This is a genomic window from Microbacterium sp. Root1433D1, assembly GCF_001426835.1.
GTDB lineage: Bacteria > Actinomycetota > Actinomycetes > Actinomycetales > Microbacteriaceae > Microbacterium > Microbacterium maritypicum.
The window spans coordinates 256,405-282,136 of the sequence record NZ_LMFN01000001.1 but is presented as its reverse complement, the minus strand read 5'-3'; the positions used below and the strand labels follow the sequence as shown (position 1 = coordinate 282,136).

Below are 25,732 nucleotides of genomic sequence, written 5' to 3'. Positions count from 1 at the left end.
GACGGAGCCTTCGAGCTCACATGACGCCCTGTGTCGCACCACGCGACACAGGGCGTCGTCGTGAGTACCGTCGAGGCATGACAGCTCCGTTCCGTGTCGTCGCCGTGTCGGGATCCCTGCACGAGCCCAGCAAGACGACCGCCCTCGTCCGCGCGATCACGGCCGCCGTCGCCGAGCGTGCTGAGGTCGAGGCGCAGCTCATCGAGCTGACGCGGATCGGTCCGGGACTGGCCGGCGCGCTCCAGCGCGACCAGCTGCCGCCGGAGGTCGAGGCGCAGCTGCAGGCGATCGAGTCCGCCGATCTGCTGATCGTGGGCAGTCCCGTCTACCGCGCCTCGTTCACCGGGCTCTTCAAGCACCTCTTCGACTTCGTCGGCCAGTACGACCTTGTGGGCACGCCCGTGCTGCTGGCGGCAACCGGCGGCGGCGAGAAGCATGCGCTGATCATCGAGCACCAGCTGCGTCCGCTGTTCGCGTTCTTCCAGGCGCTTACCCTTCCGGTCGGCGTCTACGCCAGTAACACGGACTTCGACGGCTACGAGATCGTCTCGGAGGTGCTCGAAGCCCGCATCGCCCTGGCGGCGGAGCGCGCTCTGCCGCTGGTGGGCTACGCGGCGTCGCGTCCGATCGAGCTGCTCGTCGGCTGACCCCGCCGCGCCCCGCGGGCGTAGCGTGAAGGCATGACCAACCGGCTCGCCGACACCCTCAGCCCGTACCTCCGGGCGCACGCCGACAACCCCGTGGACTGGTATCCGTGGGGTGAGGAGGCGTTCGCCGAGGCGCAGCGGCGCGACGTGCCGCTGCTCATCTCGATCGGCTACTCGACCTGCCACTGGTGCCACGTGATGGCGCGGGAGTCGTTCGCCGACCCCGCCACCGCCGCGCTCATCAACGACGGGTTCGTGGCCGTGAAGGTCGACCGCGAGGAGCATCCGCAGGTCGACGGCGCCTACATGGCCGCAGCCTCGGCCTTCACGCAGAGTCTCGGCTGGCCACTCACGGTCTTCGCCACCCCGCGCGGGCGCACCTTCTACGCCGGCACCTACTGGCCGCCGCAGGCGCGCCCCTCGATGCCCGCGTTCCGCGACGTGCTCGCGGCGGTGCGGGAGGCGTGGACGCTGCGTCGTGCGCAGGCGGAGGAATCGGCGGATGCCGTGACCGACGCGCTCGCCCGCGCGGCGGAGTCCACGCCTTCGACCCTGCCGGACGTCGTCGCGATCGGGACCGCGGCGCAGGCGATCGCGCAGCGCGAGGATCCGCAGTTCGGCGGCTTCGGGGGAGCCCCGAAGTTCCCTGTCGCCACGACGCTGCGCTTCCTGCAGCACCCGCTCGTGCGGGAGGGCGCTCCCGAGGCGTCAGCGGCCACCGCACGCGCGCTCGCCGCGATGGCGGACTCCGACCTTCGCGATGCGGATGGCGGGTTCTTCCGGTATGCGACCCAGCGCGACTGGACGGTGCCGCACTACGAGCGGATGCTGACCGACAACGCGCAGCTGCTCGATGTCGCGCGCGACGCGGGAGACGAGCGCACCGTGCGCGGCATCGCGTCCTTCCTGATCGATGCGCTCCGTCGCGACGGCGGCGGATTCGGCGCGGCGCAGGACTCGGAGTCGACGATCGACGGCGTGCGCAACGAGGGTGGGTACTACCTCCGCCCGCTCGCCGAACGGGCGGGGCTCGAGCCCCCGGCGGTCGACGGCAAGGTGATCACCGGCTGGAACGGACTCGCGATCGGCGCCCTCGCCAGGGCCGGCGCGGCGCTCGGCGAGCAGAGCTGGATCAATGCCGCGGCCTCTGCCGCGGACGAGGTGCTGCGGACCAACCGGGATGCCGACGGCGCCCTCGTGCGGGCGTCGCTCGACGGACGGGCATCCGCCGCGTCAGCGACCGCCGCGGACCTCGGCCTTCTCGCCGACGGTCTGTTCGCGCTCGCGCTGGCGACCGGCGAGGCGACCTGGGCGATCGCGGCGCGCAGCATCCTCGACGGGGCACTCGACGGCACGGTCGGTGACGACCCGCTGCTGTCTGCCCAGGGCATCGCGGCCTCGCCCGACCAGACCGACGGCGACCTGCCCTCCGATGCCGCTGCGGTGGCCGGCGCTGCCCTGACCGCATGGTGGCTGGGAGCGGGGGAGCGGTATCGCGAAGCGGCGGTGACGACCGTGAGCGCGCTCGCCGCGCGTTCGCTGGAGCAGCCGTTCGCCCACGGCACCCTGCTGCGGGTGGCGGCGGGTCTCGCCGTTCCTCCCCGCCAGCTCGTCGTGGTCACCGGAGCGCGCAACAGTGCCCTCGCCGTGGTCGCCAGGGGCGCGGACGCCGAGGTCGTCGCCGTGGTGACCACGGAGCAGGCGCGGGCCTTCGCCGACGCCGGGTTCGACCTGTTCGAGGGGAAGGACGCGTCGGCGGAACGCGCCTACGACTGCCGCGCGTTCGTGTGCCGGCTGCCGGTGAGCGACCCGGCCGAGGTGTCGCTCACGCGCTGACGGCGGCCCTCGAGGGCGCTGCGGCTCCTACGCTGGGGACCGACACGGTTCGAGGGGGAAGGTGCATGGCCGCGCAGCAGATCGAGTGGGTCGGCATCCCGGCGGGAACGCTGCAGCGGGGGACGCCGCCCGACGAGGTCGACGCCCTCACCGTCCGCTATGCCGACACGGGGGTTCCGCGTGCCTGGTACGAGAAGGAGACGCCGCGCACGCGGATCGTCGTCCCGGCGTTCCGGCTCGCCCGCACCCCGGTCACCGTCGCGCAGTGGGCCGCGTACGCGGAGGAGACCGGCGCCCGTGCCATCGCCGGGATCGACGAGCATCCGGTCGTCGGAGTCACCTGGGCCGAAGCATCCGCCTTCGCCGCCTGGATCGGCTCGCAACTCGGCGAAGAGGTGCGACTGCCGACCGAAGACGAGTGGGAGCGGGCGGCGCGCGGTGATGACACCCGCGAGTTCCCCTGGGGAGACGAGTACGTGCGGGGGAGGGCGAACCTGTTCGACCTCGGGCTCGGCACCACGACGCCCGTCGGGTCGTTCCCCGACGGTGCCAGCGCGTTCGGAGTGCTCGACATGGCCGGCAACGTCGACGAGTGGACCTCGACCCGGTACGCGCCGTACCCGGGTGCGCCCGACAGCGTCCCGGCCGTCGAGGACTGGGCGGCCGACCCGCACATCACGCGCGGCGGCGCGTTCCGCCACGACGTCGACCTGGCCCGCTGCGCGCGGCGACACGGGGCTTACGAGGCCGACCTCCTCGCGGTGGGCATCGGGTTCCGGCTCGCGGCCTCCGCCGAGTGATCGTCGCGACTGTGCAATCTGCCTAACAGTTCCCCGAGGAGTGCCGGTCGATTGCGCGGGATGCGCAGCTTCCGGTGCGCCGATTGCCCAGTGGCCGCGATCCGTTCTACTGTTGCGCGACAGCAGGCGGTGCCGCTCGGGGGCCGCCCATGGATCACAGCAAGGACGCTCTGACGATGCCCCTCCCCACCCGCGCCGGACTCGACGCCGTTCCCGCATACCGTCAGGGGCGTTCCGCTCCGGCCGGTGCCTCGAAGCTCTCCTCGAACGAGTCCCCGCATCCGCCGCTGGCCTCGGTGGTCCAGGCCGTGCGCGATCGCCTCGACGGCATCAACCGCTATCCCGACATGAGCGCCGCCGCGCTTCGCGAACGGCTCGCCGAACGCTACGGCGTCGATGCGTCCGAGGTCACGGTCGGGGCCGGGTCGGTCGAGATCGCCTCCCAGCTCATCCACGCGGTGGCAGGTGAGGGCGACGAGGTCGTCTTCGCGTGGCGGTCGTTCGAGGCATATCCCTCGCTGGTGCGCATCGCCGGGGCCACGCCCGTGCCGGTGCCGCTCGACGCGGACCACGGGCATGACCTCGATGCGATGATCGCGGCGATCACCCCGCGTACCCGCCTGATCTTCGTCTGCAACCCGAACAACCCGACCGGGACCGTCGTCGGCGCCGACGAGCTGGAGCGCTTCGTCTCCGCGGTTCCGCACGACGTGCTCGTGGTGATCGACGAGGCCTATGTGCACTTCGACCGCACCGAGAGCAGGGGCGCCGGTATCGAGCTGTTCCGCCGGCACCCGCACGTGGCGGTGCTGCACACGTTCTCCAAGGCCTACGGGCTCGCCGGGCTCCGCATCGGCTACGCGATCGCCCCGGCAGCCGTCGCCGAGAACCAGCGCAAGGTCGCCGTGCCCTTCGGGGTGACCGACCTCGCTCAGGTCGCGGCTCTGGCCTCGCTGGACGCCGAGGACGAGCTCGCGACCCGCATCGACGACGTCGTGGCCCAGCGCGATCGCCTCCACACCGTGCTCACCGCAGCCGGATGGCCCGCCGTCCGCTCCCAGGCCAACTTCGTCTGGGTGCCGTCCGCCGACCGCACCGCAGAGCTCGAGAGCCTGCTGCAGGAGGGGGGAGTGATCGCGCGCGCCTTCGCCGGGGAGGGCATCCGCATCTCCTCGGGCTCCGCGGAGGACATCGACCGGGTGGAGGCCGCGCTCGCCGCATCCGCTCCGCTCGCGGTCGACGCCGAGCGCGTGGAGGTCGGCGCATGACCGATGACCGCATCACCGAGGTCCCCCCGACCACCACGACCACCAAGGGACTGCATCCGGGCCTGACCCGTCGTCAGATCTCGATGATGGGACTGGGCGGTGCGATCGGCGCCGGTCTGTTCGTCGGATCGGGTCAGGCGATCAGCATCGCGGGTCCCGCCGTGCTGGTGTCGTACCTCGTCGCCGGTGGCATCGTCGTTCTCGTGATGGCGATGCTCGCCGAGATGGTCGCGGCACGCCCCAGCTCCGGCGCCTTCAGCTCCTACGCCCAGAAGGCGATGGGGCGCAGCGCCGGCAGTGCGGTCGGGTGGCTCTACTGGATCCAGCTGGTCGTGGTGATCGCGGCCGAGGCGACGGGTGCGGGCGCGATCGTCGCCAACTGGACGCCGGGCATCCCCGCCTGGGTGTGGGTGCTGATCTTCGTCGTAGCGCTCACCGCGGTGAACCTGTTCGGCGTGCGCAACTACGGCCGCTTCGAGTTCTGGTTCGCGGCGATCAAGGTCGCCGCGATCATCGCCTTCCTCGTGGTGGGAGTGTGCGCGATCATCGGTCTCATCCCCGGCGTGGCGGCCACCGGCATCTCGAACCTCGTCGACGCCGGCGGCTTCGCCCCGAACGGCATCGCCGGCATCGCCGGTGCCCTGCTGATCGTGGTGTTCGCCTTCGGCGGCACCGAGGTGGTCGCGATCGCGGCCGCCGAGTCGAACGATCCCGCCCACAACATCCGCCGCATCGTCCGCGAGGTGCTCGTGCGCATCCTCGTCTTCTACGTCGGATCGATCTTCGTGATCGTCGCGGTGCTGCCCTGGAACGACCCGGCCGTGAAGGCGGGGCCGTTCTCGGCGGTGCTCGAGACCCTGAACGTGCCGGGCGTCGGACTGGTGATGGACCTCATCGTCATCATCGCGCTGCTGTCGGCCATGAACGCCAACATCTACGGCGCCTCCCGCATGGCGTACTCGCTGGGGGAGCGCGGGCTCGCGCCGCTGGCCGCCACCCGCACCAGCCTCAAGGGCGTGCCGTTCGTCGCGGTGCTGGCCTCGGTCGCCTTCGGCTTCGTCACGGTCGGGCTCAACTGGGCCTTCCCCGATGTGGTCCTGCCCGCCCTGCTCAACGTGGTCGGCTCGACGCTGCTCGTGATCTGGACGGCGACCGCCGTGGCGCAGATCATCCTCCGCCGCCGCGCGGATCGGGCGGGAGAGGCGATGCCGATGCGCATGTGGGGCTTCCCCTGGCTGTCGTGGCTGTGCCTGGTGCTGCTCGCGGCCGTGATCGCCCTCGCGATGATCGATGAGGCCGCGCGCATCCAGCTGCTGCTGACGCTGGGGCTCACCGCCGTGCTCCTCCTCGTCGCCCGCGCGACCAGGGGTGTGGCCCGGCCCGGCGTCCCCCGGGAGTAGCGATGCGCATCGATCGCCTCGACGCCCAGCTCATCCGGCTGCTCACCGAGTCGCCGCAGCTGCCGATCCTCGAATGCGCGCGGCGGCTCGGCATCGCCCGCGGCACCGCGACGAGCCGGCTCGCGCGCCTGCACGAGGGCGGGGTGATCGAGGCGATCGTGCCGCGCATCGACCCGGCCGGCTTCGGCTACGGCGTCGTCGCGTTCTGCCTGGTCGAGATCGATCAGAAGGTGGGGCACGACGAGGTGGCCACGGCGCTCGCCGACGCCGTGCCCGAGATCGTCGACATGCACACGGTCACGGGTGCCAGCGACATGCAGCTGCGGCTGGTGGCGCGCGATGCCACCAGGCTGCAGGAGGTGCTCGACCGGGTCGCTCTGGTGCCGGGAGTCGCCCGCACGGCCTCGTCCATCGCGATGCGCACGCATCTCTCCGGACGGGTGCTGCCGCTCGTGGAACACGTCGCCACCGACGAGGTGCTCTCCGGCTAGCGGGTCACACCCAGCCGGGCAGCCAGTTGTGCAGGAGCCAGAACTCGTACGGCACGCTCATCCCTGTCCACAGGGGCAGGAAGAACGCCGACACCAGCACCACGAACGCGAGGAAGATCATCACGGTGCGCTCGCCGGACTGCCGACGGTGCAGCGGATCCTCGCGCGTGCCGGCGATGATCCGCAGCGTCATGGCCAGCGCGATCACGAGGAACGGCATCATCACGACCGTGTAGAACTGGAAGATCGTGCGATCGGGGAACATCAGCCACGGGACATAGGTGACCGCGAGGCCGACGAGGGGGATGCTCAGATCCGGGCCGACGGGCCGCCGGGTGATCCAGCCGCGTACCAGGCGGTAGAGCAGGTAGATCGCCGCGGCCACGCCCGCGTACCAGATGAGCGGGTTCGGGATCGCGGAGATCACGCCGATGCAGTGGTCCGTGCCGCAGCCGGTGGGATCGGAGTCGACCCATACGGCCGTGGGACGCAGCAGCAGAGGCCACTCCCAGGCGGGGCTCGCATAGGGGTGCCCGCGAGTCAGACCGACGTGGAACCCGAGCATCGACTCGTGGTACTTCCACAGGGCGATCAGCGGGTTCGGGTCGCTCTGGCGGTCATAGCCCCCTGCGGTCACCAGCCATCCGGTCCAGCTGATCAGGTACACGGCCAGGGCGGGGAAGACGAGCAGCACGAACGAGACGGGCCCCTGGCGGAAGGCGGCCGCCGTGGGCCACAGCACCACCCCGGCCCGCCGCCGGGCCAGCGCATCGGTGACCACGACGTACAGGCCGAATCCGGCCAGCGCGTACAGCCCCGACCACTTCACGGCCGACGCTGCGCCCAGGGCCGTCCCCGCCGCGATCAGCCAGGGGCGACGCCAGAGCATCGGACCCCAGAACGGGTCGGGCTTGTCGGGGTCGCGCCTCTCGAGCACCGGGATGGTCCGCTGCCGGTCGATGATCACGAACAGCACGCCGAGCAGGACGAAGAAGGTCAGGATGCCGTCGAGCAGGGCGATGCGGCTCATGACGATGCTGAGGCCGTCGATCGCGAGCAGTGTTCCGGCCACGCTCGCGACCACCACGGAACCGCTGAGTCGTCGCGCGATCAGGTAGACCAGCAGAACGGAGGCGGTGCCGAGCAGTGCCGTCGCGAGTCGCCAGCCCGCGCTGTTGTCGGGACCGCCGATCGCCATGCCCAGCGCGATGAGCCACTTGCCGAGAGGCGGATGCACGATGAACGCGCCCTGTTCGGACAGCGGCAGCTGCTGCAGGGTGATGAACGCGTCGTTGGCGTTCTCACCCCAGGTGCCCTCGTAGCCGAGGGTCCACAGCGACCACGCGTCCTTGACGTAGTAGGTCTCGTCGAACGCCAGCTGATGCGGATGCGCGACGTTGATCAGACGGAGGAGGGCGGCGATCGCGGTGATCACGAGAGGGGCGAGCCAGCGGATCGCGCGTCCCCAGTCCGGATCCCGCAGCAGACGATCGCGGAGCTGCCCGTAGCGCGTCGACCGCTCCTCGGGAGCGGGAAGCAGGGGCACGGGCGCGGTCACCGCTCCAGCCTAGACAACCGGCCTTCTCCGCCGGCTGCATCCCGCCCGCCTAAGCTGGGCGGGTGATCATCCTCGCCGCCACTCCGATCGGAAATCTCGGCGACGCATCTCGCCGCCTCGTGGAGGTGCTGGAGAACGCCGAGGTCGTCGTCGCGGAGGACACCCGCACCACCCAGCGCCTGCTCAAGGCCCTGCAGATCGACAACAGGCCGCGCCTGATCGCCCTGCATGACCACAACGAGAAGCAGAAGGCGGCCGAGCTGGCAGCCCTCGCGGCGGAGACCGACATCGTGGTGATGAGCGATGCCGGGATGCCGACCGTCAGCGACCCCGGGTACGGACTGGTCGCCGAGGCCGTCGCCCAGGGCGTGACGGTGACCGCGATCCCCGGGCCGAGCGCGGTGCTGATGGCGCTCGCGATCTCGGGCCTGCCCACCGACCGCTTCACGTTCGAGGGGTTCCTGCCGCGCAAGCCGGGGGAGCGTCGCTCCACACTGCGCGCGCTGGCCGCCGAACCCCGCACCATGGTCTTCTTCGAGTCGCCCGCCCGCCTCGCCAGCGCTCTCGCCGACATGGGCGCCGCCTTCGGCGACGAGCGGCGGATCGCGGTGTGCCGCGAGCTCACGAAGCTCTACGAGGAGGTGCGCCGCGGCACCTCCTCCGAACTCGTCGCCTGGGCCGAGAACGGGGTGAAGGGCGAGATCGTCGTCGTGGTCGAAGGGGCGTCGCGTCGTGATGCCTCCCCGGAAGACGCCCTCGTCCAGGTGCAGAAGCTCGTCGCCGACGGCATCCGGCTGAAGGATGCCGCGTCCGAGGTCGCCGCCCTCACCGGTCTCTCCTCCCGAGACCTCTACCAGGCCGCCCTCGCCGCCCGATCCGGAGGGGCGTCGGCGTGAGCAAGGCGGCGACCGTGTACGACGTGGCCGATCGGGCCGGCGTCTCGATCGCCACGGTCTCGCGGGTGCTGCGCTCGCCGGACGCCGTGCGTCCGGTCACCCGCGAACGCGTGCTCGACGCCGTCGCCGCGCTGGGGTACGTCCCCAGCGGCAGTGCCAGGGGCCTCGCCGAGCGGCGGACAGGGGTGCTGGGGCTGTACTTCCCCGGATTCGACGCCGCGGAGGATGCCCCGCCTCTCGACGCCCTCTCCGCCGCCGACAGCGAGGCGCCGCCGTTCGCGATCGTCCGCGAGGAGGCGGAGGTCGACGGCCGGCACACCTCGATGCTGTTCCTCGACGAGGTGCTGCGCGGTGCGGAGCTGGAGGCGTGGAAGCAGGGCTTCGTGCTGATGGTCGGGGTCGGACGTGACGACCCCGATCGCTCCACCGTGCGGGACATGGCCGGCCGCGTGGACGGGCTCATGGTCCTCGCCAGCAGCGTGCCCGACGACGTGCTGGCTCGACTGGCGCGACGCATCCCCGTGGTGGTGCTCTCCGGCCCCCCGCGCGGCGATCACTACGACCACGTGACGGTGAGCAACGCCGAGGCGATGGCCGAGCTGACCAGGCACGTGCTGGCTCAGGTGGGGGACGGGCGGCTCGCCTTCCTCGCGGGGCCGGCTGACTCCCCGGATGGACTGCAGCGCTGGGAGGGCTTCGCCGCTGCCGTGGCGGAGGCCGGCGGATCACTCGACGACGTGACGGTGCGGCGCGGCGACTTCACCCGGGCGTCCGGGCGCCAGGCCGCCGAGGAGCTTCTCGCGGCCGGCACGCCGGCCGCGCTCATCTGCGCGAACGATCAGATGGCCCTCGGCGCGCTCGACGTGTTCCGCGGCGCGGGCGTCCGGGTGCCGGACGACGTGCTGGTGACGGGCTTCGACGGCATCGAGGCCGCCGCGCTCTCGCAGCCGCCGCTGACCACGATCCGCCAGCCGATGATCGACCTCGGGCGCGCGGCGGTGCAGGTGCTCGCCCGCCGCCTCGAGAACGCCGACGCCGACCCCGTGGTCGCGCGGCTGCCGCTGCAGATCCTGCTGCGCGAGAGCTCTCTGCGCCCCGCCTGACGGCTCGACACATGCCCCGGTGGCGGTGTCAAGGGGTTGCGATCGCAAAATGTATGCGCTTACAATCACTGAGGCGGCGCAGGATGCCGTTCATGACAGAGACGACATGAGGTGGCAGATGTCCGGTGGAAGAACACCGAGAGGGCGCGTGATCCAGCGCTGGCGCCGAGCGGCGATCGTAGGCCTGGCGGCCGTCGCGGTCGCACTCAGCGGCTGCAGCATCCAGATCACATCCCAACCCGATCCGTCGATCGGCGCCGACACGATGCTGATCAACGCCGACAAGGGCAACCCGTTCTTCACGAAGAACTTCAACCCGTATCTCACCAACACGCGCACGGCGTCGCGGTGGATCTACGAGCCGCTGATCCTGATCAACCCGCTCGACGGCACCCAGAACCCGTGGCTCGCCTCCGAGTGGTCCCAGCCCGACGCCCGCACGATCGTGATGACGATCCGCGACGACGTGACCTGGAGCGACGGCGAAGACCTCACCCCCGAGGACGTCGCCTTCACGTTCCAGCTGTTGAAGGACAACCCGTCCCTCGACATCAAGGGCGCATGGCAGCACCTCGAGAGCGTCGAGACCGAGGGAGGCGACGTGATCCTGCACCTCAAGACCGACGACGCTCCTTCCCTGTCGATCCTCGGGCAGACCATGATCGTCCCTGAGCATCTCTGGGCCGATGTGAAGGACCCCGGCACCTACCGCAACGAGACGCCGGTCGGCACCGGCCCCTTCGTGCTCGGCAACTACAACGACCAGCAGTACTCGATGGACAAGAACCCCGACTACTGGCAGGCCGACTCGATCGAGATCGAGCACATCATCCTCCCCGCCACGAACTCGCAGCTGGACACCGTCAGCCGCGGCTACGACTGGGCCTACGCCTTCATCTCCGATGTCGAGGGCACGTGGGGCGCGGCGAGCGAGCACAACTCCTGGTGGTTCCCGCCGGGTGGCGTGATCGCGCTGATGCCGAACCTCGAGGTCGCACCCTTCGACGACGTGAACGTGCGCCGTGGCATCGCGCTCTCCCTCGACCGCGCGGAGATCGCCGAGACCGCCTCCGAGGGATACATGAAGCCGGCCGGTCAGACCGGGCTCATCCTCCCCAACCAGGAGCAGTACCTGGATCCGAGCATCCCCGACCAGGGCATGATCACGCAGGACAAGGATGCCGCCCTCGCCGCCTTCGCCGAAGCCGGATACTCCCTCGACGGCGATCGCCTGGTGGATGGGAACGGGGAGCAGCTGGAATTCGCCCTCACCACCGCCAACGGCTTCACCGACTGGACCAGGGCCGCGCAGACCGTGCGCAGCCAGCTCGCCGACGTGGGCGTGAAGGTCACGCTCAAGCTCCCGCAGCCCGCGGGTTACCAGAGCGCGATCAGCAACGGCGACTTCGAGATGGCGATCGGCGGCATGGGCAACGGCGACGTCTACCAGGCGTACAACAACCTGCTCTCCAGCGAGTTCTACGTACCGTCGGGAGAGCCGACGGCGAACAACTTCGAGCGCTACAGCTCGGAGAAGGTCGACGCGCTGCTCGCGGAGTACCGCGAGACCGTCGACACCGCCCGCCAGGCCGAGATCGTGAAGGAGCTGCAGGGCATCGTCTACGACGAGATGCCCGTGATCGGCCTCTACTACGGCGGCATCTGGGGCCTGTTCAACGACGCCAAGTTCACCGGCTGGCCGAGTGAGGAAGACCCGTACATGATCCCGCAGAACTACGACTCCGCGCCGCTGATGATCTTCACGCACCTGAAGCGGGTCAAGGGGGACGACCGATGAAGTACGCGCTGCAGAAGTTCGGCCTGTTCGTGCTCACGCTGTGGGCCGCGGTCACCCTGAACTTCTTCCTCCCGCGGATGATGCCGGGTTCTCCGGCGGATGCCGCCATCGCGAAGCTGTCCCAGAACGGGCCGGTGTCCGATGCCACGCGTGCCGCCATCGAGGCGCAGCTGGGCGTCCCGACCGGGTCGCTGTGGGATCAGTACATCGCCTACCTCGGTCAGGTCGTCCGGCTCGACTTCGGCGTCTCGTACACGTTCTACCCGCAGTCGGTGTCGAGCATGGTGTCCACGGCCCTGCCGTACACGATCGGCCTCGTCGGCATCGTCACGATCCTCGCGTTCGTGATCGGCACGCTGATCGGCGTCTCGGCGGCCTGGCGACGGGGTACCTGGCTCGACAGCCTCCCGACGCTGACCGGCTCGTTCCTCAGCACGTTCCCCTACTTCTGGACCGCGCTGCTGCTGCTGTTCTTCTTCGGCTACGTGCTGCACTGGTTCCCGACCACGGGCGCCTACTCCGCGACGACGACCCCCGGATTCACCTGGGAGTTCCTCGGAGACCTGCTCAGCCACGCGTTCCTTCCCGCGCTGACGATCCTGCTCACCTCGCTGGGCGGATGGATCATCGGGATGCGCAACGCCATGATCAACACGCTCGGCGAGGACTACATCACGTTCGGCGAGGCGAACGGCCTGCACGGGCGCACGATCGCCCTCCGCTACGCCGCGCGCAACGCGATCCTGCCCAACCTCACCGGCTTCGGGCTCACGCTCGGCGGTGTCGTCGGCGGATCGATCCTCGTGGAGCAGGTGTTCGGGTATCCGGGCATCGGGTATCTGCTGTTCAACGCCGTGATCGGGCAGGACTACCCGCTCATGCAGGCGCTCTTCCTGATGATCACCGTGAGCGTGCTCATCGCCAACTTCCTCGTTGACATCCTGTACGGGGTACTCGACCCAAGGACCCGCCGATGACTTCCACCATGAACGTCAAGATCCCCGCCGAGCGCATCGCCGCGCCCAGCCCGGGGCGTGCCTTCGGGCGCATGGTCGCCACCCTCTGGAGCAACGGCAAGGCACGGCTCGGACTGTGCATCCTCGCCTTCTTCGTGCTGGTGGCGGTGTTCGCCCCGCTCCTGGCCCCTTACGGCGCGAAGGACAACACCTTCGAGCGCAACGCCGATGCCTCCTGGGCGCACTGGCTCGGCACGACGGCGGCGGGGGAGGACGTGCTCAGCCAGCTCATCTACGGCGCGCAGATCAGCCTCCTGGTCGGCTTCGCCGCCGGCATCCTGTCCACCATCGTGGCCGTGCTCATCGGCCTCAGCTGGGGATACATGCGTGGCTTCGCCGGCGAGGTGGTCGGCTTCATCGTCAACCTCTTCCTGGTGATCCCCGGACTCCCGCTGATGATCGTGATCGCCGCGTATCTGCAGAACGGCGGCATCCTGATGATCATCGCGGTCATCGTGGTGACCGGCTGGGCGTGGGGTGCTCGCGTGCTCCGCAGCCAGACGCAGTCGCTGCGCGGCAACGACTTCGTCACCTCGGCGCAGTTCTCGGGTGACAGCAGGGCGCGCATCGTGTTCCGCGAGATCCTGCCGAACATGACGTCGATCATCGCCGGCACGCTCTTCGGAGCGGCCACGGCGGCGATCCTCGCGGAGGCGGGGCTGGAGTTCCTCGGCCTCGGCGACTCCAGCATCGTCAGCTGGGGCACCATGCTCTACTGGGCGCAGAACTCCAACTCCCTGCTCACCGGACAGTGGCTGCTGCTGTTCGCCCCCGGTCTGTGCATCGCACTGCTGGCGCTGAGCCTGACACTGATCAACTTCGGCGTGGACGGCATCTCCAATCCGCGCCTGCGAGAGGGGAAGGGCCGATGACCGCCATGGCACCCGAGACCACGCCGATGCCGAACGACATCCTGCTCGACGTGCAGGGGCTCTCCGTGGAGTACGCCTCGCCGGGTACGAAGCCCGTCACCGCGGTCGAGAACGTCTCGTTCTCGCTGCGCCGCGGCGAGTTCGTCGGGCTGGTCGGCGAGTCGGGGTCCGGCAAGTCGACCCTCGGCTTCGCGCTCACCCGACTGCAGAAGCCGCCGGCGCGGATCAGCGCAGGGCGCATCCTCTTCGGGGGCCGCGACATCCGCGAACTGGATGCGGAGGAGCTGCGTCGCCAGCGCCAGGGCGGGTTCGCCATGGTGCTGCAGTCGGGCATGAACGCGCTCAACCCGGTGCGCACGGTCGGCAACCACTTCCGCGACATCTTCGCCGCGCACGGCCACGTACCCAAGGACGCGCGCGATGCACGCGCCAGGGAACTGATCGGCAAGGTCGGACTCGACGAGTCGGTGCTCGCCCGCTACCCCGGTGAGCTCTCCGGCGGCATGCGTCAGCGCGCATCGATCGCGCTCGCGCTCTCGCTCGAACCGCAGCTGATGGTGTTCGACGAGCCCACCACCGCGCTCGACGTGCTCGTGCAGCACGCGGTCATGGACACGATCAAGGAGCTGCAGCGCGCCGAGCATTTCACGGCCATCCTCATCAGCCACGACCTCGGCATCGTGCTCGAGGCGACGGACAGGGTGATGGTGATGCACGAGGGCCACATCGTCGAGGACGCCAGGAGCATCGACATCCTCGAACGCCCGCAGGACGAGTACACGCGGATGCTGCTGAGCCACTACGCAGACCCTCGGGCGGAGAAGATCGAGATCCCCGGATTCCTCGACGCCGGTACGCGTCGCCGCGAAGGACGCGCGCGGACCGATGTCACCGAGACGCTGCCGACCGTCTCCTCGCGCGACACCCGTCGTGCGGATGCGGCGATCGTGGTGCAGGGCGTCTCGAAGCACTACCCGGCACCGCGACGGGGACAGGACGCCGTGACCGCGGTCGACGACGTGTCGTTCCGGCTCGAACCGGGCGAGGCGCTCGCGCTCGTCGGCGCCTCCGGCTCGGGCAAGTCGACCATCGCCAAGATGCTCACCGGCGTCGAGAAGCCGACCTCCGGCACCGTGCACTTCGGCGATGTCGACGTGGCGTCCCTCAAGCGGCGGGGTCTGCGCGATCTACGCAAGGACGTGCAGATGGTCTTCCAGGACCCGTATGCGGCACTGAACCCGCTGCACACCGTCGAGTACGCCCTCACGCGCCCGGTCATGAACTACACCACGCTGCGAGGATCCGAGGCCAGGGCCCGCGTGCTCGAACTGCTCGAGACGGTCGGCCTCACGCCCGTCGAACAGTTCGCGGCGAAGCTGCCGCACCAGCTCTCCGGCGGACAGCGGCAGCGCGTCGTGATCGCCAGGGCGCTCGCGAGCGACCCGCAGGTGCTGATCGCCGACGAGCCCGTCTCGATGCTCGACGTCTCGCTGCGCGCCGGGGTCCTGGCGCTGCTGGAGGACCTGCGCGAGAGATGGGGCATCAGCATGCTCTACATCACGCACGACCTGCTGAGCGCGAGGCTCGTGACCCAGAACATCCTGGTGCTCAACGGCGGACGCGTGGTCGAACGCGGCGAGACCGCGGAGGTGCTGCAGCATCCGGAGGATCCGTACACGATCCAGTTGCTGGACGCCGTGCCCAATCCCACACGAATCCGATAGAACCCTCGATCCGTACATCAACACCGAGAGGAGCACTCGTGCTCGCATTCCCCGACGGCTTCCTGTGGGGTGCCGCGACAGCGGCCCACCAGGTGGAGGGCAACAACACCACGAGCAACTGGTGGGCGATGGAACACGCCCCCGGCTCGCCCATGGTGGAGCCCTCCGGCGACGCCGCCGATCACTTCCATCGCTACCCGGAGGACATGCGGCTGCTCGCCGACGCCGGGCTGAACTCCTACCGATTCTCGGTGGAGTGGGCGCGGATCGAGCCCGAGCGCGGCTTCGTCTCCCGGGCGATGCTCGACCACTACCGCCGCATGATCGACACGGCGCGCGAGAACGGGCTCGACCCCACGGTCACGCTCATGCACTTCACGGTGCCGCAGTGGTTCCAGAAGGACGGCTTCTGGCGCGCCGATGATGCGGTCGACCTGTTCGCCCGCTACGTCGAGACCGTGCTGCCGATCCTCGACGGCATCGACTACGTGTGCACCATCAACGAGCCGAACATCGCCGCGATGCTGGCCGGGGGAGAGGACGCGGCGAATCTGGTCGCCTACGGCCTCCCGAACCCCGACCTCGCCGTGGCCGACACGCTGCTCGCGGCGCACCACCGTGCCACCGAGATCCTGCACTCGGTACCGGGAGTCAAGGCCGGATGGACGATCGCCACGCAGGCGTTCCACTCCACCGGTGAGCCCGGCGCCGACGAGATGCTCGCCACGTACGGCGACCCGCGCGACCACTGGTACCTCGACCAGTCGGCCGGCGACGACTTCGTCGGAGTGCAGGCCTACACCCGCACCTTCATCGGCCCGGAGGGTCCGCTGCCGGTGTCGCCGGACGTCGAGACCACGCTGACCGGCTGGGAGTTCTTCCCCGAGGCCCTCGAGATGGGTGTGCGCAGCGCCTGGGAGCGCAGTGGCGGCGTGCCGGTGCTCGTGACCGAGAACGGCATCGCGACCGCCGACGACACCCGGCGAATCGCCTACACGCAGGGAGCGCTGGAGGGGTTGCACCGCGCGATCTCCGACGGCATCGACGTGCGCGCTTACCAGCACTGGAGCGCCCTGGACAACTACGAGTGGGCCAGCGGCTTCCGGCCCACGTTCGGGCTGATCGGCTTCGACCACGAGACGTTCGCGCGCTCGCCGAAGCCCTCGCTCGCGTGGCTGGGTGAGGTCGCGCGCCGCAACGGTCTCTGAGACCGGTCGACGACCCCGCCTCGGATGCGCCCCCGGCATCCGTGGCGGGGTTACCCTCGGGTCATGACGAACGCCATGCACGCGACCAGGGAGGACACGCTCCGCTCGGCCGCAGCCGGACTGAGCGCATCGTTCCTCGCCGTCGGCCTGGCGGAACTCGTCGCCGCGGTGGTGGAGCCGAGCGCGAGCCCGTTCGCCGTGATCGGCAGCGGGCTCATCGACCTCGCACCGAGCTGGGCGAAGGACACAGCCATCGCGCTGTTCGGCACCGGCGACAAGGTGGCGCTGATCGTGGGTATCGCTCTGGTGCTCGTGGTCGTCGCCGCCGGCGCGGGCATCCTGGAGCGTCGACGGTCCGGTGTCGGCGCCGTGATCCTGGGAGCACTCGGCGTCCTCGCCGTCGTCGCCGCGATGATCCGTCCCGGTGCGGGGCCGTTCGCATGGCTTCCCGGTCTCGTCGCCGGTCTGGTCGCGGTGATCGTCCTGCGCCTCCTCGTCGCTCGACTGCGTCCGGTCGCCGGCCTGCCACCCGACGGCGAGGATCGGAGACGGTTCCTGATCTGGACCGCCGGGGTCGCCGCCGCCGGCGCCGTCGCCCTCATCGTCGGGAACGTCGCCCGCGGCGCGACCCGTTCGATCGAGGCGGTCCGCGCGGCACTGCGACTGCCTGTCTCGGCACGACCGGCCGCCCCGGTCGCCGCCGGCGCGGAGCTGGGGATACCCGGCCTCGCCTCCGTCGTGACCCCGAACGCGGAGTTCTACCGCATCGACACCGCCCTGATCGTGCCGCAGGTCGATCCTGCCGACTGGTCGCTGCGCATCCACGGGATGGTCGACCGCGAGGTGGAGATCACCTGGGACCAGCTGCTCGCCATGCCGATGCAGGAGTCCGACGTGACGCTGGCGTGCGTGTCGAACGAAGTGGGCGGCTCGCTGATCGGCAACGCCCGCTGGCTGGGTGTGCCGGTGCGGGAGCTGCTCGCACGTGCGGGCGTCGACGCCGAGGCCGACATGGTGCTCTCGACCTCCGCCGACGGCTTCACGGCATCGACCCCGATCGAGGCTCTGACCGATGACCGCGACGCCCTGCTCGCGGTCGGCATGAACGGCGAGCCGCTGCCGATCGAGCACGGCTTCCCGGTGCGGATGGTGGTGCCGGGGCTCTACGGCTACGTGTCGGCCACGAAGTGGGTCACGCAGCTGGAGGTGACGCGGTTCGACCGTGCGAAGGCCTATTGGACGACGCGGGGATGGTCCGATCGCGGACCGGTCAAGCTGCAGTCGCGCATCGACGTGCCACGCCGCGGGCAGTCGATCCCGGCGGGTGACGCGGTGATCGCCGGAATGGCCTGGCAGCAGCACGTCGGCATCGCCGGCGTCGAGGTGCGCATCGACGACGGTCCCTGGCGTGCCGCGGAACTCGCGACCGCCATCTCGGCCGACACGTGGGTGCAGTGGAGCATCGACTGGGTGGCGGAGAGCGGCGCGCACACCGTCGAATGCCGGGCGCTCAGCGTCGATGGCGAGACGCAGACAGCGGATCCGGCGGCCCCCGCGCCCGACGGCGCGCAGGGGTGGCATCGGATCGACGTGTCGGTGGCGTGAGCCGGGGGAGACCTCGGGCGCACGGCGTAACCCCCCGCGGTATCCCGCCTAGAATTGCTCCATGCCCGCAGGCGAATCCTTCTACATCACCACGCCCATCTACTACCCGTCCGACGTGCCTCACATCGGCCACGGGTACACGACGGTGGCCGTCGACACGCTCGCACGGTGGCACCGCCAGGCGGGGGATGACACCTGGATGCTCACGGGCACCGACGAGCACGGGCAGAAGATGCTGCGGGCCGCGGCGGCGAACAACGTCACCCCGCAGGAGTGGGTCGACAAGCTCGTCAGCGAGAGCTGGTTCCCGCTGCTGACGACGCTCGACGTCGCCAACGACGACTTCATCCGCACCACGCAGGAACGCCACGAGACGAACGTGCAGACGTTCTTCCAGCGCCTTTACGACCGCGGCTACATCTACGCGGGCGAGTACGAGGCGCTCTACTGCGTGGGCTGCGAGGAGTTCAAGCCCGAGTCGGAGATCGTCGACGGCACCGGTCCCTTCGAGGGGCTGAAGGTCTGTGCGATCCACTCGAAGCCGCTGGAGCTGCTGCAGGAGAAGAACTACTTCTTCAAGCTCAGCGAGTTCCAGGACCGTCTGCTCGAGCTCTACAAGACCCAGCCCGACTTCGTGCGCCCCGACTCGGCACGCAACGAGGTCGTCTCCTTCGTGAGCCAGGGACTCAAGGACCTGTCGATCTCGCGGTCGACGTTCGACTGGGGCATCCCGCTGCCGTGGGACGAGTCGCACGTCATCTACGTGTGGGTCGACGCCCTGCTCAACTACGCCACGGCGGTGGGCTACGGCTCCGACGAGGAGACGTTCGAGCGTCGCTGGCCCGCGTACCACGTGGTCGGCAAGGACATCCTGCGCTTCCACGCGGTGATCTGGCCGGCGCTGCTGATGGCGGCGGGCCTCGAGGTGCCCAAGGGCGTCTTCGCGCACGGCTGGCTGCTCGTCGGCGGCGAGAAGATGTCGAAGTCGAAGCTCACCGGCATCGCGCCGACCGAGATCACCGATGTCTTCGGTTCCGACGCCTACCGCTTCTACTTCCTCTCCGCGATCGCCTTCGGCCAGGACGGCTCGTTCTCGTGGGAAGACCTGTCGGCCCGCTATCAGGCCGAGCTCGCGAACGGCTTCGGCAACCTCGCCTCGCGCACGACCGCGATGATCGAGAAGTACTTCGAGGGCGTCGTTCCCCCCGCGGCCGAGTACACCGAGAAGGATCTCGCGATCCAGAAGATCGTGGCGGATGCGGCGACGAACGCGGATGCCGCGGTCGCGCAATTCCGCATCGATGAGGCGATCTCGTCGATCTGGACGATCGTCGACGCGCTGAACGGCTACATCACCGTGAACGAGCCGTGGGCGTTGGCCAAGCAGGCGAACAGCGGAGACGAGGACCAGCGCGCGCGCCTCGGCACCGTGCTGTACACCTGCGCCGAGGGCCTGCGCGCGCTCGCGGTGCTGCTCTCGCCGGTGATGCCGCAGTCGACCGAGAAGCTCTGGATCGCCCTCGGGGCCGCTGAGAGCCTGGGCCGTCTGCAGGACCAGCCGATCCGCGAGGCCGGCACCTGGGGCGTGCTTCGTCCCGGTACCAGCGTGAACGGCCTCGCCCCGCTGTTCCCGCGGGTGGAGACCACGGCCTGAGCCGCGGCCCGACGACGGAGCTCGACGACATGGCCGAGACCTACGTGCGTGAGCGCTCGGGGGACGGACGCAAGGATCTGAAGTATCCGTCCGCCCCTGAGCCGCTGACGGTTCCGGTGTACGACAACCATGCGCACCTCGAGATCGTCGACGGCGACGAGCCGCTGTCGCTGACCGAACAGCTCGACCGCGCGGCGGCCGTGGGCATCGCCGGGGTCGTCCAGGCCTCGGGCGACATCGAGTCGTCGCGGTGGGCTGTCGAGGCCGCGGCATCCGACCCGCGCGTGCTCGCCGCCGTCGCGATCCATCCCAACGACGCGCCGACCTATGCCGAGGAAGGTCGACTCGACGAGGCGATCGCGGTGATCGACGAACTCGCCGCCCACCCGCGCACCAGGGCGATCGGCGAGACGGGCCTGGACTTCTTCCGCACGGAGCCCGAGCGGCAGGCGCCGCAGTTCGAGTCGTTCGAGGCGCACATCGCCCTCGCGAAGAAGCACGGGATCGCGATGCAGATCCACGATCGCGACGCGCACGAGGCGGTGCTGGAGACGCTCGCCCGCGTCGGTGCGCCGGAGCGCACGGTGTTCCACTGCTTCTCGGGCGATGACGCGATGGCCCGCATCTGCGCCGACGCCGGTTACCACCTGTCGTTCGCGGGCAACCTCACGTTCAAGAACGCCCAGAACCTGCGCGACGCGCTGCAGGTCACCCCGCTCGATCGCATCCTGGTCGAGACGGACGCCCCGTTCCTCACTCCGGTGCCGCTGCGAGGCCGCCCGAACGCGCCGTACCTCGTGCCGATCACGGTGCGCTTCATGGCTGCGGAGCTCGGCATCGACGTGGATGAGCTGTGCGCCCAGCTCGCCGAGAACACCCTGCGGGTCTACGGCTCGTTCGCCGACTGACTCGCGGGTTCCGCGTCGTCGGGCCCGGTGTCGGCGATGGGCTTCGCCGACACGATCTGTGAGATGGGCTTCCACACCAGCAGCAGCGTGAGGGCCGCGCCGACGAACGCGAACCACCACGGCGCGGTGAGCCCCCATACCTGGGCGATCACGCCGCCGAGCGCCTGTCCGACGACCATGCCGCCGAAGACTCCGACCATGTTCACCGAGGCCACCCGCCCCTGCAGCTCGGCGGGCACCAGGCGCTGCCGCACGGTCGTGGAGATCGTGCCCCACACGAACGCATAGGCGCCGAAGAAGAACATGATGACCAGCGCGACCCAGCCGGTCGTGGTCAGCGCGAACGACAGGTGCATGAGCACTTCGAGCGACAGCACCACCCGCATCAGCGTCGCGAAGGACACGTGCCTCTCCAGCCAGCCGAAGCTGAGCGTCGCGAGGATGCCGCCGGCCGCTGACGCGGTCGTGAGCGCTCCGTAGCCGACAGCGCCCATGTGCAGGTGCTCGGTGGCGTACAGCACGAGCACGCCCCAGGGGGCTGCCCAGGTGATGTTGAAGACCAGGATGATGAGCACGAGCATGCGCACCGGAGGGTTGCGCCACAGCCAGCGCAGACCTTCGGCGATGTCGGTGTGCACGGGAGGATGCGTGTCGGTCTCGCGGGGCGGGACGGGCGTCTTGGCCATGCGCGAGATGAGCACGACCGCGAAGCTCACGCACACCACCTCGAGCAGGAACGGCCAGGCGGTGCCCGCGGCGAACAGGAACGCGCCCAGCGGCGGGCCGGCGAACTGGTTCGCCACGAGGTATCCGGCCTGCAGACGAGCGTTGCCGATCCCGAGGTCGGCGGGCTTCACGAGCATCGGCAGCAGAGTGCTGCCCGCAGTGTCGACGAAGACCTCGGCGGTGCCGTAGAGGAACGCGACGGCGAGCACGATCCAGATGTTCGCGACGCCCGTGATGAGGAAGATGCACAGCGCCGCGAGCACCACGGCCCTGGCGGCGTTCGCGAACATGACGAGGCGCCGACGGTCGAAGCGGTCGGCGATCGCGCCCGCGTGCAGCCCGAACAGCAGCCAGGGGAGGAACTGCAGGATCGCACCGGCCGCCACAAGGATCGGCGAGGAGGTCATCGACGCGATGAGCAGGGGAGCGGCCGCGAGGGCGACGCCGTCGCCGATGTTGCTCGTCCACGAGGAGGCGAGCAGCCATCGGAAGTCCCGGCCCATGCGGCGGGGCGCGACGAGTTCACCGAGGGAGGGCACCAGAGAAGACTACTGACGGCGGGAGACATCGGTGCCGTGGGGGAGAATGGGAGGATGACCGTCACCCTGCTCGGCGCCACCGAGATCCGCCGCCTCGCCGCCGAGCTCGACGTCACCCCCACGAAGAAGCTCGGCCAGAACTTCGTCACCGACGCGAACACCGTGCGCAAGATCGTGCAGGCGGCCCGCGTGCAGCCGGACGAGCGCGTGGTCGAGGTCGGCCCGGGGCTCGGGTCGCTGACACTCGCGATCCTGGAGACCGGCGCATCGGTCACGGCCGTCGAGATCGATCACCGCCTCGCGGCCCGCCTCGCGCAGACCGCCGCCGAGCACGGCGTCGAAGCCGACCGCCTCACGGTCGTCGATGCCGATGCGCTGCGCATCACCGAGCTGCCTGGCGAGCCGACGGTGCTGGTGGCCAACCTGCCCTACAACGTCTCGGTGCCGGTGCTGCTGCACTTCCTCGAGAACTTCGCCTATCTGCAGCGTGGTGTCGTGATGGTCCAGGCCGAGGTCGCCGAGCGGCTGGCCGCGAAGCCCGGTTCGAAGATCTACGGCTCGCCCAGCGTCAAGGCCGCCTGGTACGGCGACTGGAAGCTCTCCGGGAACGTCTCCCGTCAGGTGTTCTGGCCGGTTCCGAATGTCGACAGCCTGCTCGTCGGCTTCGACCGTTCCGAAGGGGAGCGGGGCACCGAAGAGGAACGTCGTCGCACGTTCCGGATCGTCGACGCCGCCTTCAACCAGCGTCGCAAGATGCTCCGTCAGGCGCTGTCCGGCATCTTCGGCAGCTCCGCGGCGGCCTCCGAGGTGCTGCTCGCCGCCGGCGTCGCGCCGACGGCTCGAGGCGAGGACCTCACCGTCGAGGACTACCAGCGCATCGCACAGCACGCGGCCGCGTCCGAGGTTCTCACCGACGACGTCGCTCCCACCCAGTAACCTGGCACCGTGAACGAGTCCCCCCGCTTCCGCCCCGATGTCCCCGAGCTGCACCGTCCGTACGCGGCCGACGAGAGTCGCTATCAGCAGTTCGCCTACCGGCAGGTCGGCACCTCCGGCCTGTACCTGCCGCCGATCTCGCTCGGGCTGTGGTGGAACTTCGGCGACAACATCCCGCTCGACAATCAGCGCGCACTGCTGCGCCACGCGTTCGACCGCGGCATCACCCACTTCGATCTGGCGAACAACTACGGTCCGCCCTACGGCTCGGCCGAGAAGAACTTCGGCCGCATCTTCGCCGAGGACTTCCGCCCGTACCGCGACGAGCTGATCATCTCGTCGAAGGCCGGATGGGACATGTGGCCGGGGCCGTACGGCGACTTCGCGAGCCGCAAGTACATCCTCGCGAGCGCCGAGCAGTCGCTGACCCGCATGGGGCTCGACTACGTCGACATCTTCTACTCGCACCGAGTCGACCCGGTCACCCCGATCGCTGAGACGGTCGGCGCCCTCGATACCCTCGTCCGCCAGGGCAAGGCGCTCTACGTTGGCATCTCGTCGTACAGCGCCGAGCGCACGGCAGAAGCCGTCGCGGTCGCGAACGACCTCGGCACACCGCTCGTCATCCACCAGCCGGCGTACTCGATCCTCAACCGCTGGGTCGAAGACGGACTGACCGACACGCTCGAGCAGTCGGGCCTCGGGGCGATCGCCTTCACGCCGCTGGCGCAGGGGCTGCTCACCGACAAGTACCTCGGAGACGGCACGGCCGAGCGCGCGCAGAAGCGCGGCTCGCTGCCCGAGGGCCGGCTCACAGAGGAGGCCGTCCAGACGCTGCGCTCGCTCAACGAGGTCGCACAGGGTCGCGGCCAGTCGCTTGCGCAGCTCGCGCTGCAGTGGACGCTGCGCACGCCCGTCGTGGCCTCCGCGCTGATCGGAGCCTCGCGTCCGGAGCAGCTCGACGAGAACATCGCGGCCGTGAACGGCCCTGCCTTCACCACCGAGGAGCTCGCCCGTATCGACGAGCTCGCCGGTGCCATCGACGTCAACCTGTGGGCGAAGTCCTCGGAGCTGTGAGCCGATCATGAGCCATGCCGCGTTCGCCGATTCCGTGCACGTGCGCGCCCCGGGCAAGATCAACGTCTTCCTCGGGGTCGGCGGCCGGCATGACGACGGCTACCACGCGCTGGCGACGGTCTTCCAAGCGGTCTCGCTCTACGAAGACGTGATCGCACGCCCTGCCGACGACTTCTCGGTCACGGTCTCTGGTGTGGAAGACATCGACTCGGTCCCCCTCGACGACCGCAACCTGGCGATGCGTGCGGCCAAGCTGCTCGCGGTGGCGGTGGATCACCGGGGCGGCGTCGCGCTCGAGATCCGCAAGAGCGTGCCCGTGGCCGGCGGCATGGGCGGCGGATCAGCCGATGCCGCGGCGGCGCTGGTCGCCTGCGACGCACTGTGGGGCACGGGCCTGTCGCAGACCCGTCTGCACGATCTGGCCGCCCGCCTCGGCGCCGATGTGCCGTTCGCGCTGCACGGCGGCACGGCGGTGGGCACCGGCCGCGGCGATCAGCTCAATCCGGCGCTCGCACGGGGTCGCTTCGACTGGATCCTGGTGCCCAGCGAGCAGGGCCTCTCGACGCCCGTGGTCTACGAACGTCTCGACCTGCTGCGCGAGGAGGAGGGCGCCCTCGCCGACGACCCGCCGCTGTCGCTGGACGTGCCGATCCCGGTGCTGCAGGCTCTCCGGTCGGGCGACCCGGTCCAGCTCGCCGAGACGCTGTTCAACGACCTGCAGGCCGCGGCCCTCTACGAACGGCCCGACCTCGCCGAGACGATCCGGCAGGGCGTCGCCGCCGGCGCGCTCCAGGGCATCGTGTCGGGATCAGGACCCACGGTCGCGCTGCTCTGCCCCGACCCCGAGACGGCACAGGACGTGCAGTCCTCCCTGCGGGAGACCGGTCTCGATCCGCTCCACGTGCACGGTCCGGTGCCCGGCGCGCGCATCATCGGCTGAGCGGACGCCGTTTCGGCGGGATGCGGCCTCACCCCGCGTTGAGCAGGGCGCTCACACGGTAGGGGATCACCTCGCGGAGGAAGAGACTCGTCGAGGTGCGGAGGATGCCGGGGCATAGGCGCACGACTTCTGCCACGCGGTAGAGGTCGTCCGGGTCCTTGGCGACGACCCGCAGCAGCAGGTCGGTGTCGCCGGCGGGAGCGAAGCACTCCAGCACCTCGGGCACGCGGCTGAGGGCATCGATGGCGGCGGTGATCTGATGCTGATCCAACTCGACCAGGATCGACGCCGCGACGCCGCGACCCAGGGCCTGAGGGAGGATGCGCGAGCTGTGCGCGCGCAGGTATCCGCCCGATTCGAGGCGGTCGAGACGGGCATGCACCGTGCCGCGGGCGAGACCCAGATCCTGGGCGATCAGGGCGACCGGCCGCCGCGGGTCCGTGTCGAGCACCGTGAGGATCCTCCGGTCGGTCTCGTCGAGGTTGGCCATTTCGATCACCGTCGCCTTCGTCATCGGGTCATGATTGATCGAATTGATCAATCAGAATCCACTCTATGGTCTTCGTGATCGCCGTGTGTTGGAATCAGTGTCAGAAACGCAGGATGTCGGCCACGAGCGGACATCGAGCGCACTCGACGCGGAGGCCACGAGCCCGCAGTCGCCGAGTGCAGACGGCGACGGGCCACGAGCCTCTGTCGGCCCCGTCCCGATGAGGGGCGGGGCAGGCGC

22 protein-coding genes are annotated in these 25,732 nt (G+C 69.8%); 19 read left to right on the top strand and 3 right to left on the bottom strand.

The window, feature by feature from the left end; genetic code table 11:
* Positions 1-77 precede the first annotated feature (77 nt).
* The 6 genes from msuE (at position 78) to ASD13_RS01225 (ending at position 6,442) form a co-directional block, all read left to right on the top strand.
* Positions 78-647: an FMN reductase gene (gene msuE / locus ASD13_RS01250; protein ID WP_055864902.1), complete on the top strand. Its 570-nt coding sequence runs from the start codon at positions 78-80 to the stop codon at positions 645-647.
* 33 nt (positions 648-680) lie between these two features.
* Positions 681-2,483, top strand: a complete 1,803-nt coding sequence (locus ASD13_RS01245; protein ID WP_055864899.1) for a thioredoxin domain-containing protein — start codon at positions 681-683, stop codon at positions 2,481-2,483.
* Positions 2,484-2,548: 65 nt separating this feature from the next.
* Positions 2,549-3,283, top strand: a complete 735-nt coding sequence (locus ASD13_RS01240) for a formylglycine-generating enzyme family protein (RefSeq protein ID WP_055864896.1) — start codon at positions 2,549-2,551, stop codon at positions 3,281-3,283.
* A gap of 176 nt (positions 3,284-3,459) precedes the next feature.
* On the top strand, positions 3,460-4,551 hold the full coding sequence (hisC, locus tag ASD13_RS01235) for a histidinol-phosphate transaminase (protein WP_055866774.1): 1,092 nt from the start codon (positions 3,460-3,462) through the stop codon (positions 4,549-4,551).
* A complete protein-coding gene (locus ASD13_RS01230) occupies positions 4,548-5,951 on the top strand; it encodes an amino acid permease (RefSeq protein ID WP_055864893.1) in 1,404 nt (467 codons plus the stop codon). The genes hisC and ASD13_RS01230 overlap by 4 nt, the downstream gene beginning before the upstream one ends.
* A gap of 2 nt (positions 5,952-5,953) precedes the next feature.
* The gene (locus ASD13_RS01225; protein ID WP_017828828.1) at positions 5,954-6,442 is read left to right on the top strand and encodes an Lrp/AsnC family transcriptional regulator; all 489 of its coding nucleotides are present in this window, start codon (positions 5,954-5,956) and stop codon (positions 6,440-6,442) included.
* A gap of 4 nt (positions 6,443-6,446) precedes the next feature.
* Here ASD13_RS01225 and ASD13_RS01220 read toward each other — a convergent pair whose 3' ends face one another.
* On the bottom strand, positions 6,447-8,000 hold the full coding sequence (locus tag ASD13_RS01220) for a dolichyl-phosphate-mannose--protein mannosyltransferase (RefSeq protein WP_055864890.1): 1,554 nt from the start codon (positions 7,998-8,000) through the stop codon (positions 6,447-6,449).
* 62 nt (positions 8,001-8,062) lie between these two features.
* Here ASD13_RS01220 and rsmI point away from each other — a divergent pair, with 62 nt between their 5' ends.
* The 10 genes from rsmI to ASD13_RS01170 all read left to right on the top strand — a co-directional run bounded on the left by rsmI (position 8,063) and on the right by ASD13_RS01170 (position 20,784).
* The gene (gene rsmI / locus ASD13_RS01215) at positions 8,063-8,896 is read left to right on the top strand and encodes a 16S rRNA (cytidine(1402)-2'-O)-methyltransferase (protein ID WP_055864887.1); all 834 of its coding nucleotides are present in this window, start codon (positions 8,063-8,065) and stop codon (positions 8,894-8,896) included.
* Positions 8,893-9,999, top strand: coding sequence for a LacI family DNA-binding transcriptional regulator (locus tag ASD13_RS01210; RefSeq protein ID WP_055864884.1), 1,107 nt, complete (start codon positions 8,893-8,895; stop codon positions 9,997-9,999). Before rsmI ends, ASD13_RS01210 begins: the two co-directional genes overlap by 4 nt.
* A gap of 148 nt (positions 10,000-10,147) precedes the next feature.
* Complete coding sequence (locus ASD13_RS01205; RefSeq protein WP_082524250.1) at positions 10,148-11,797, top strand: ABC transporter substrate-binding protein; 1,650 nt, start codon at positions 10,148-10,150, stop codon at positions 11,795-11,797.
* Entirely contained in the window at positions 11,794-12,774 is a 981-nt protein-coding gene (locus ASD13_RS01200; RefSeq protein WP_017828823.1) for an ABC transporter permease, read from the top strand. Before ASD13_RS01205 ends, ASD13_RS01200 begins: the two co-directional genes overlap by 4 nt.
* Complete coding sequence (locus ASD13_RS01195) at positions 12,771-13,685, top strand: ABC transporter permease (protein WP_055864879.1); 915 nt, start codon at positions 12,771-12,773, stop codon at positions 13,683-13,685. The genes ASD13_RS01200 and ASD13_RS01195 overlap by 4 nt, the downstream gene beginning before the upstream one ends.
* Entirely contained in the window at positions 13,682-15,409 is a 1,728-nt protein-coding gene (locus ASD13_RS01190) for an ABC transporter ATP-binding protein (RefSeq protein ID WP_055864876.1), read from the top strand. The genes ASD13_RS01195 and ASD13_RS01190 overlap by 4 nt, the downstream gene beginning before the upstream one ends.
* 38 nt (positions 15,410-15,447) lie before the next feature.
* Positions 15,448-16,617 carry a glycoside hydrolase family 1 protein gene (locus ASD13_RS01185; protein ID WP_055864873.1) on the top strand — a complete coding sequence of 390 codons (1,170 nt, stop codon included), beginning with the start codon at positions 15,448-15,450 and terminating at the stop codon, positions 16,615-16,617.
* 63 nt (positions 16,618-16,680) lie between these two features.
* Positions 16,681-18,222 carry a molybdopterin-dependent oxidoreductase gene (locus ASD13_RS01180; RefSeq protein WP_235562442.1) on the top strand — a complete coding sequence of 514 codons (1,542 nt, stop codon included), beginning with the start codon at positions 16,681-16,683 and terminating at the stop codon, positions 18,220-18,222.
* 61 nt (positions 18,223-18,283) lie between these two features.
* Positions 18,284-19,876 (top strand): methionine--tRNA ligase, encoded by a 1,593-nt coding sequence (metG, locus tag ASD13_RS01175; protein WP_055864867.1) that lies wholly within the window; start codon positions 18,284-18,286, stop codon positions 19,874-19,876.
* 29 nt (positions 19,877-19,905) lie between these two features.
* Positions 19,906-20,784 carry a TatD family hydrolase gene (locus ASD13_RS01170; protein ID WP_055864864.1) on the top strand — a complete coding sequence of 293 codons (879 nt, stop codon included), beginning with the start codon at positions 19,906-19,908 and terminating at the stop codon, positions 20,782-20,784.
* On the opposite strand, the gene ASD13_RS01165 is transcribed toward ASD13_RS01170, so the two are convergent.
* Entirely contained in the window at positions 20,763-22,013 is a 1,251-nt protein-coding gene (locus ASD13_RS01165; RefSeq protein ID WP_055864861.1) for an MFS transporter, read from the bottom strand. The genes ASD13_RS01170 and ASD13_RS01165 overlap by 22 nt on opposite strands.
* A gap of 90 nt (positions 22,014-22,103) precedes the next feature.
* On the opposite strand from ASD13_RS01165, the gene rsmA reads away from it, so the two are divergent.
* Genes rsmA through ASD13_RS01150 form a run of 3 tightly spaced genes read left to right on the top strand, consistent with a single transcriptional unit; the run spans position 22,104 to position 25,002 of the window.
* Complete coding sequence (gene rsmA / locus ASD13_RS01160; protein ID WP_017828815.1) at positions 22,104-22,985, top strand: 16S rRNA (adenine(1518)-N(6)/adenine(1519)-N(6))-dimethyltransferase RsmA; 882 nt, start codon at positions 22,104-22,106, stop codon at positions 22,983-22,985.
* 9 nt (positions 22,986-22,994) lie between these two features.
* Positions 22,995-24,062, top strand: coding sequence for an L-glyceraldehyde 3-phosphate reductase (mgrA, locus tag ASD13_RS01155; RefSeq protein WP_055864858.1), 1,068 nt, complete (start codon positions 22,995-22,997; stop codon positions 24,060-24,062).
* A gap of 7 nt (positions 24,063-24,069) precedes the next feature.
* Entirely contained in the window at positions 24,070-25,002 is a 933-nt protein-coding gene (locus tag ASD13_RS01150; RefSeq protein WP_082531362.1) for a 4-(cytidine 5'-diphospho)-2-C-methyl-D-erythritol kinase, read from the top strand.
* Positions 25,003-25,030: 28 nt separating this feature from the next.
* Here the strand turns inward: ASD13_RS01150 and ASD13_RS01145 are convergent, their stop codons facing one another.
* Positions 25,031-25,492, bottom strand: coding sequence for an Lrp/AsnC family transcriptional regulator (locus ASD13_RS01145; protein ID WP_055866768.1), 462 nt, complete (start codon positions 25,490-25,492; stop codon positions 25,031-25,033).
* Between the last annotated feature and the right edge of the window lie 240 nt (positions 25,493-25,732).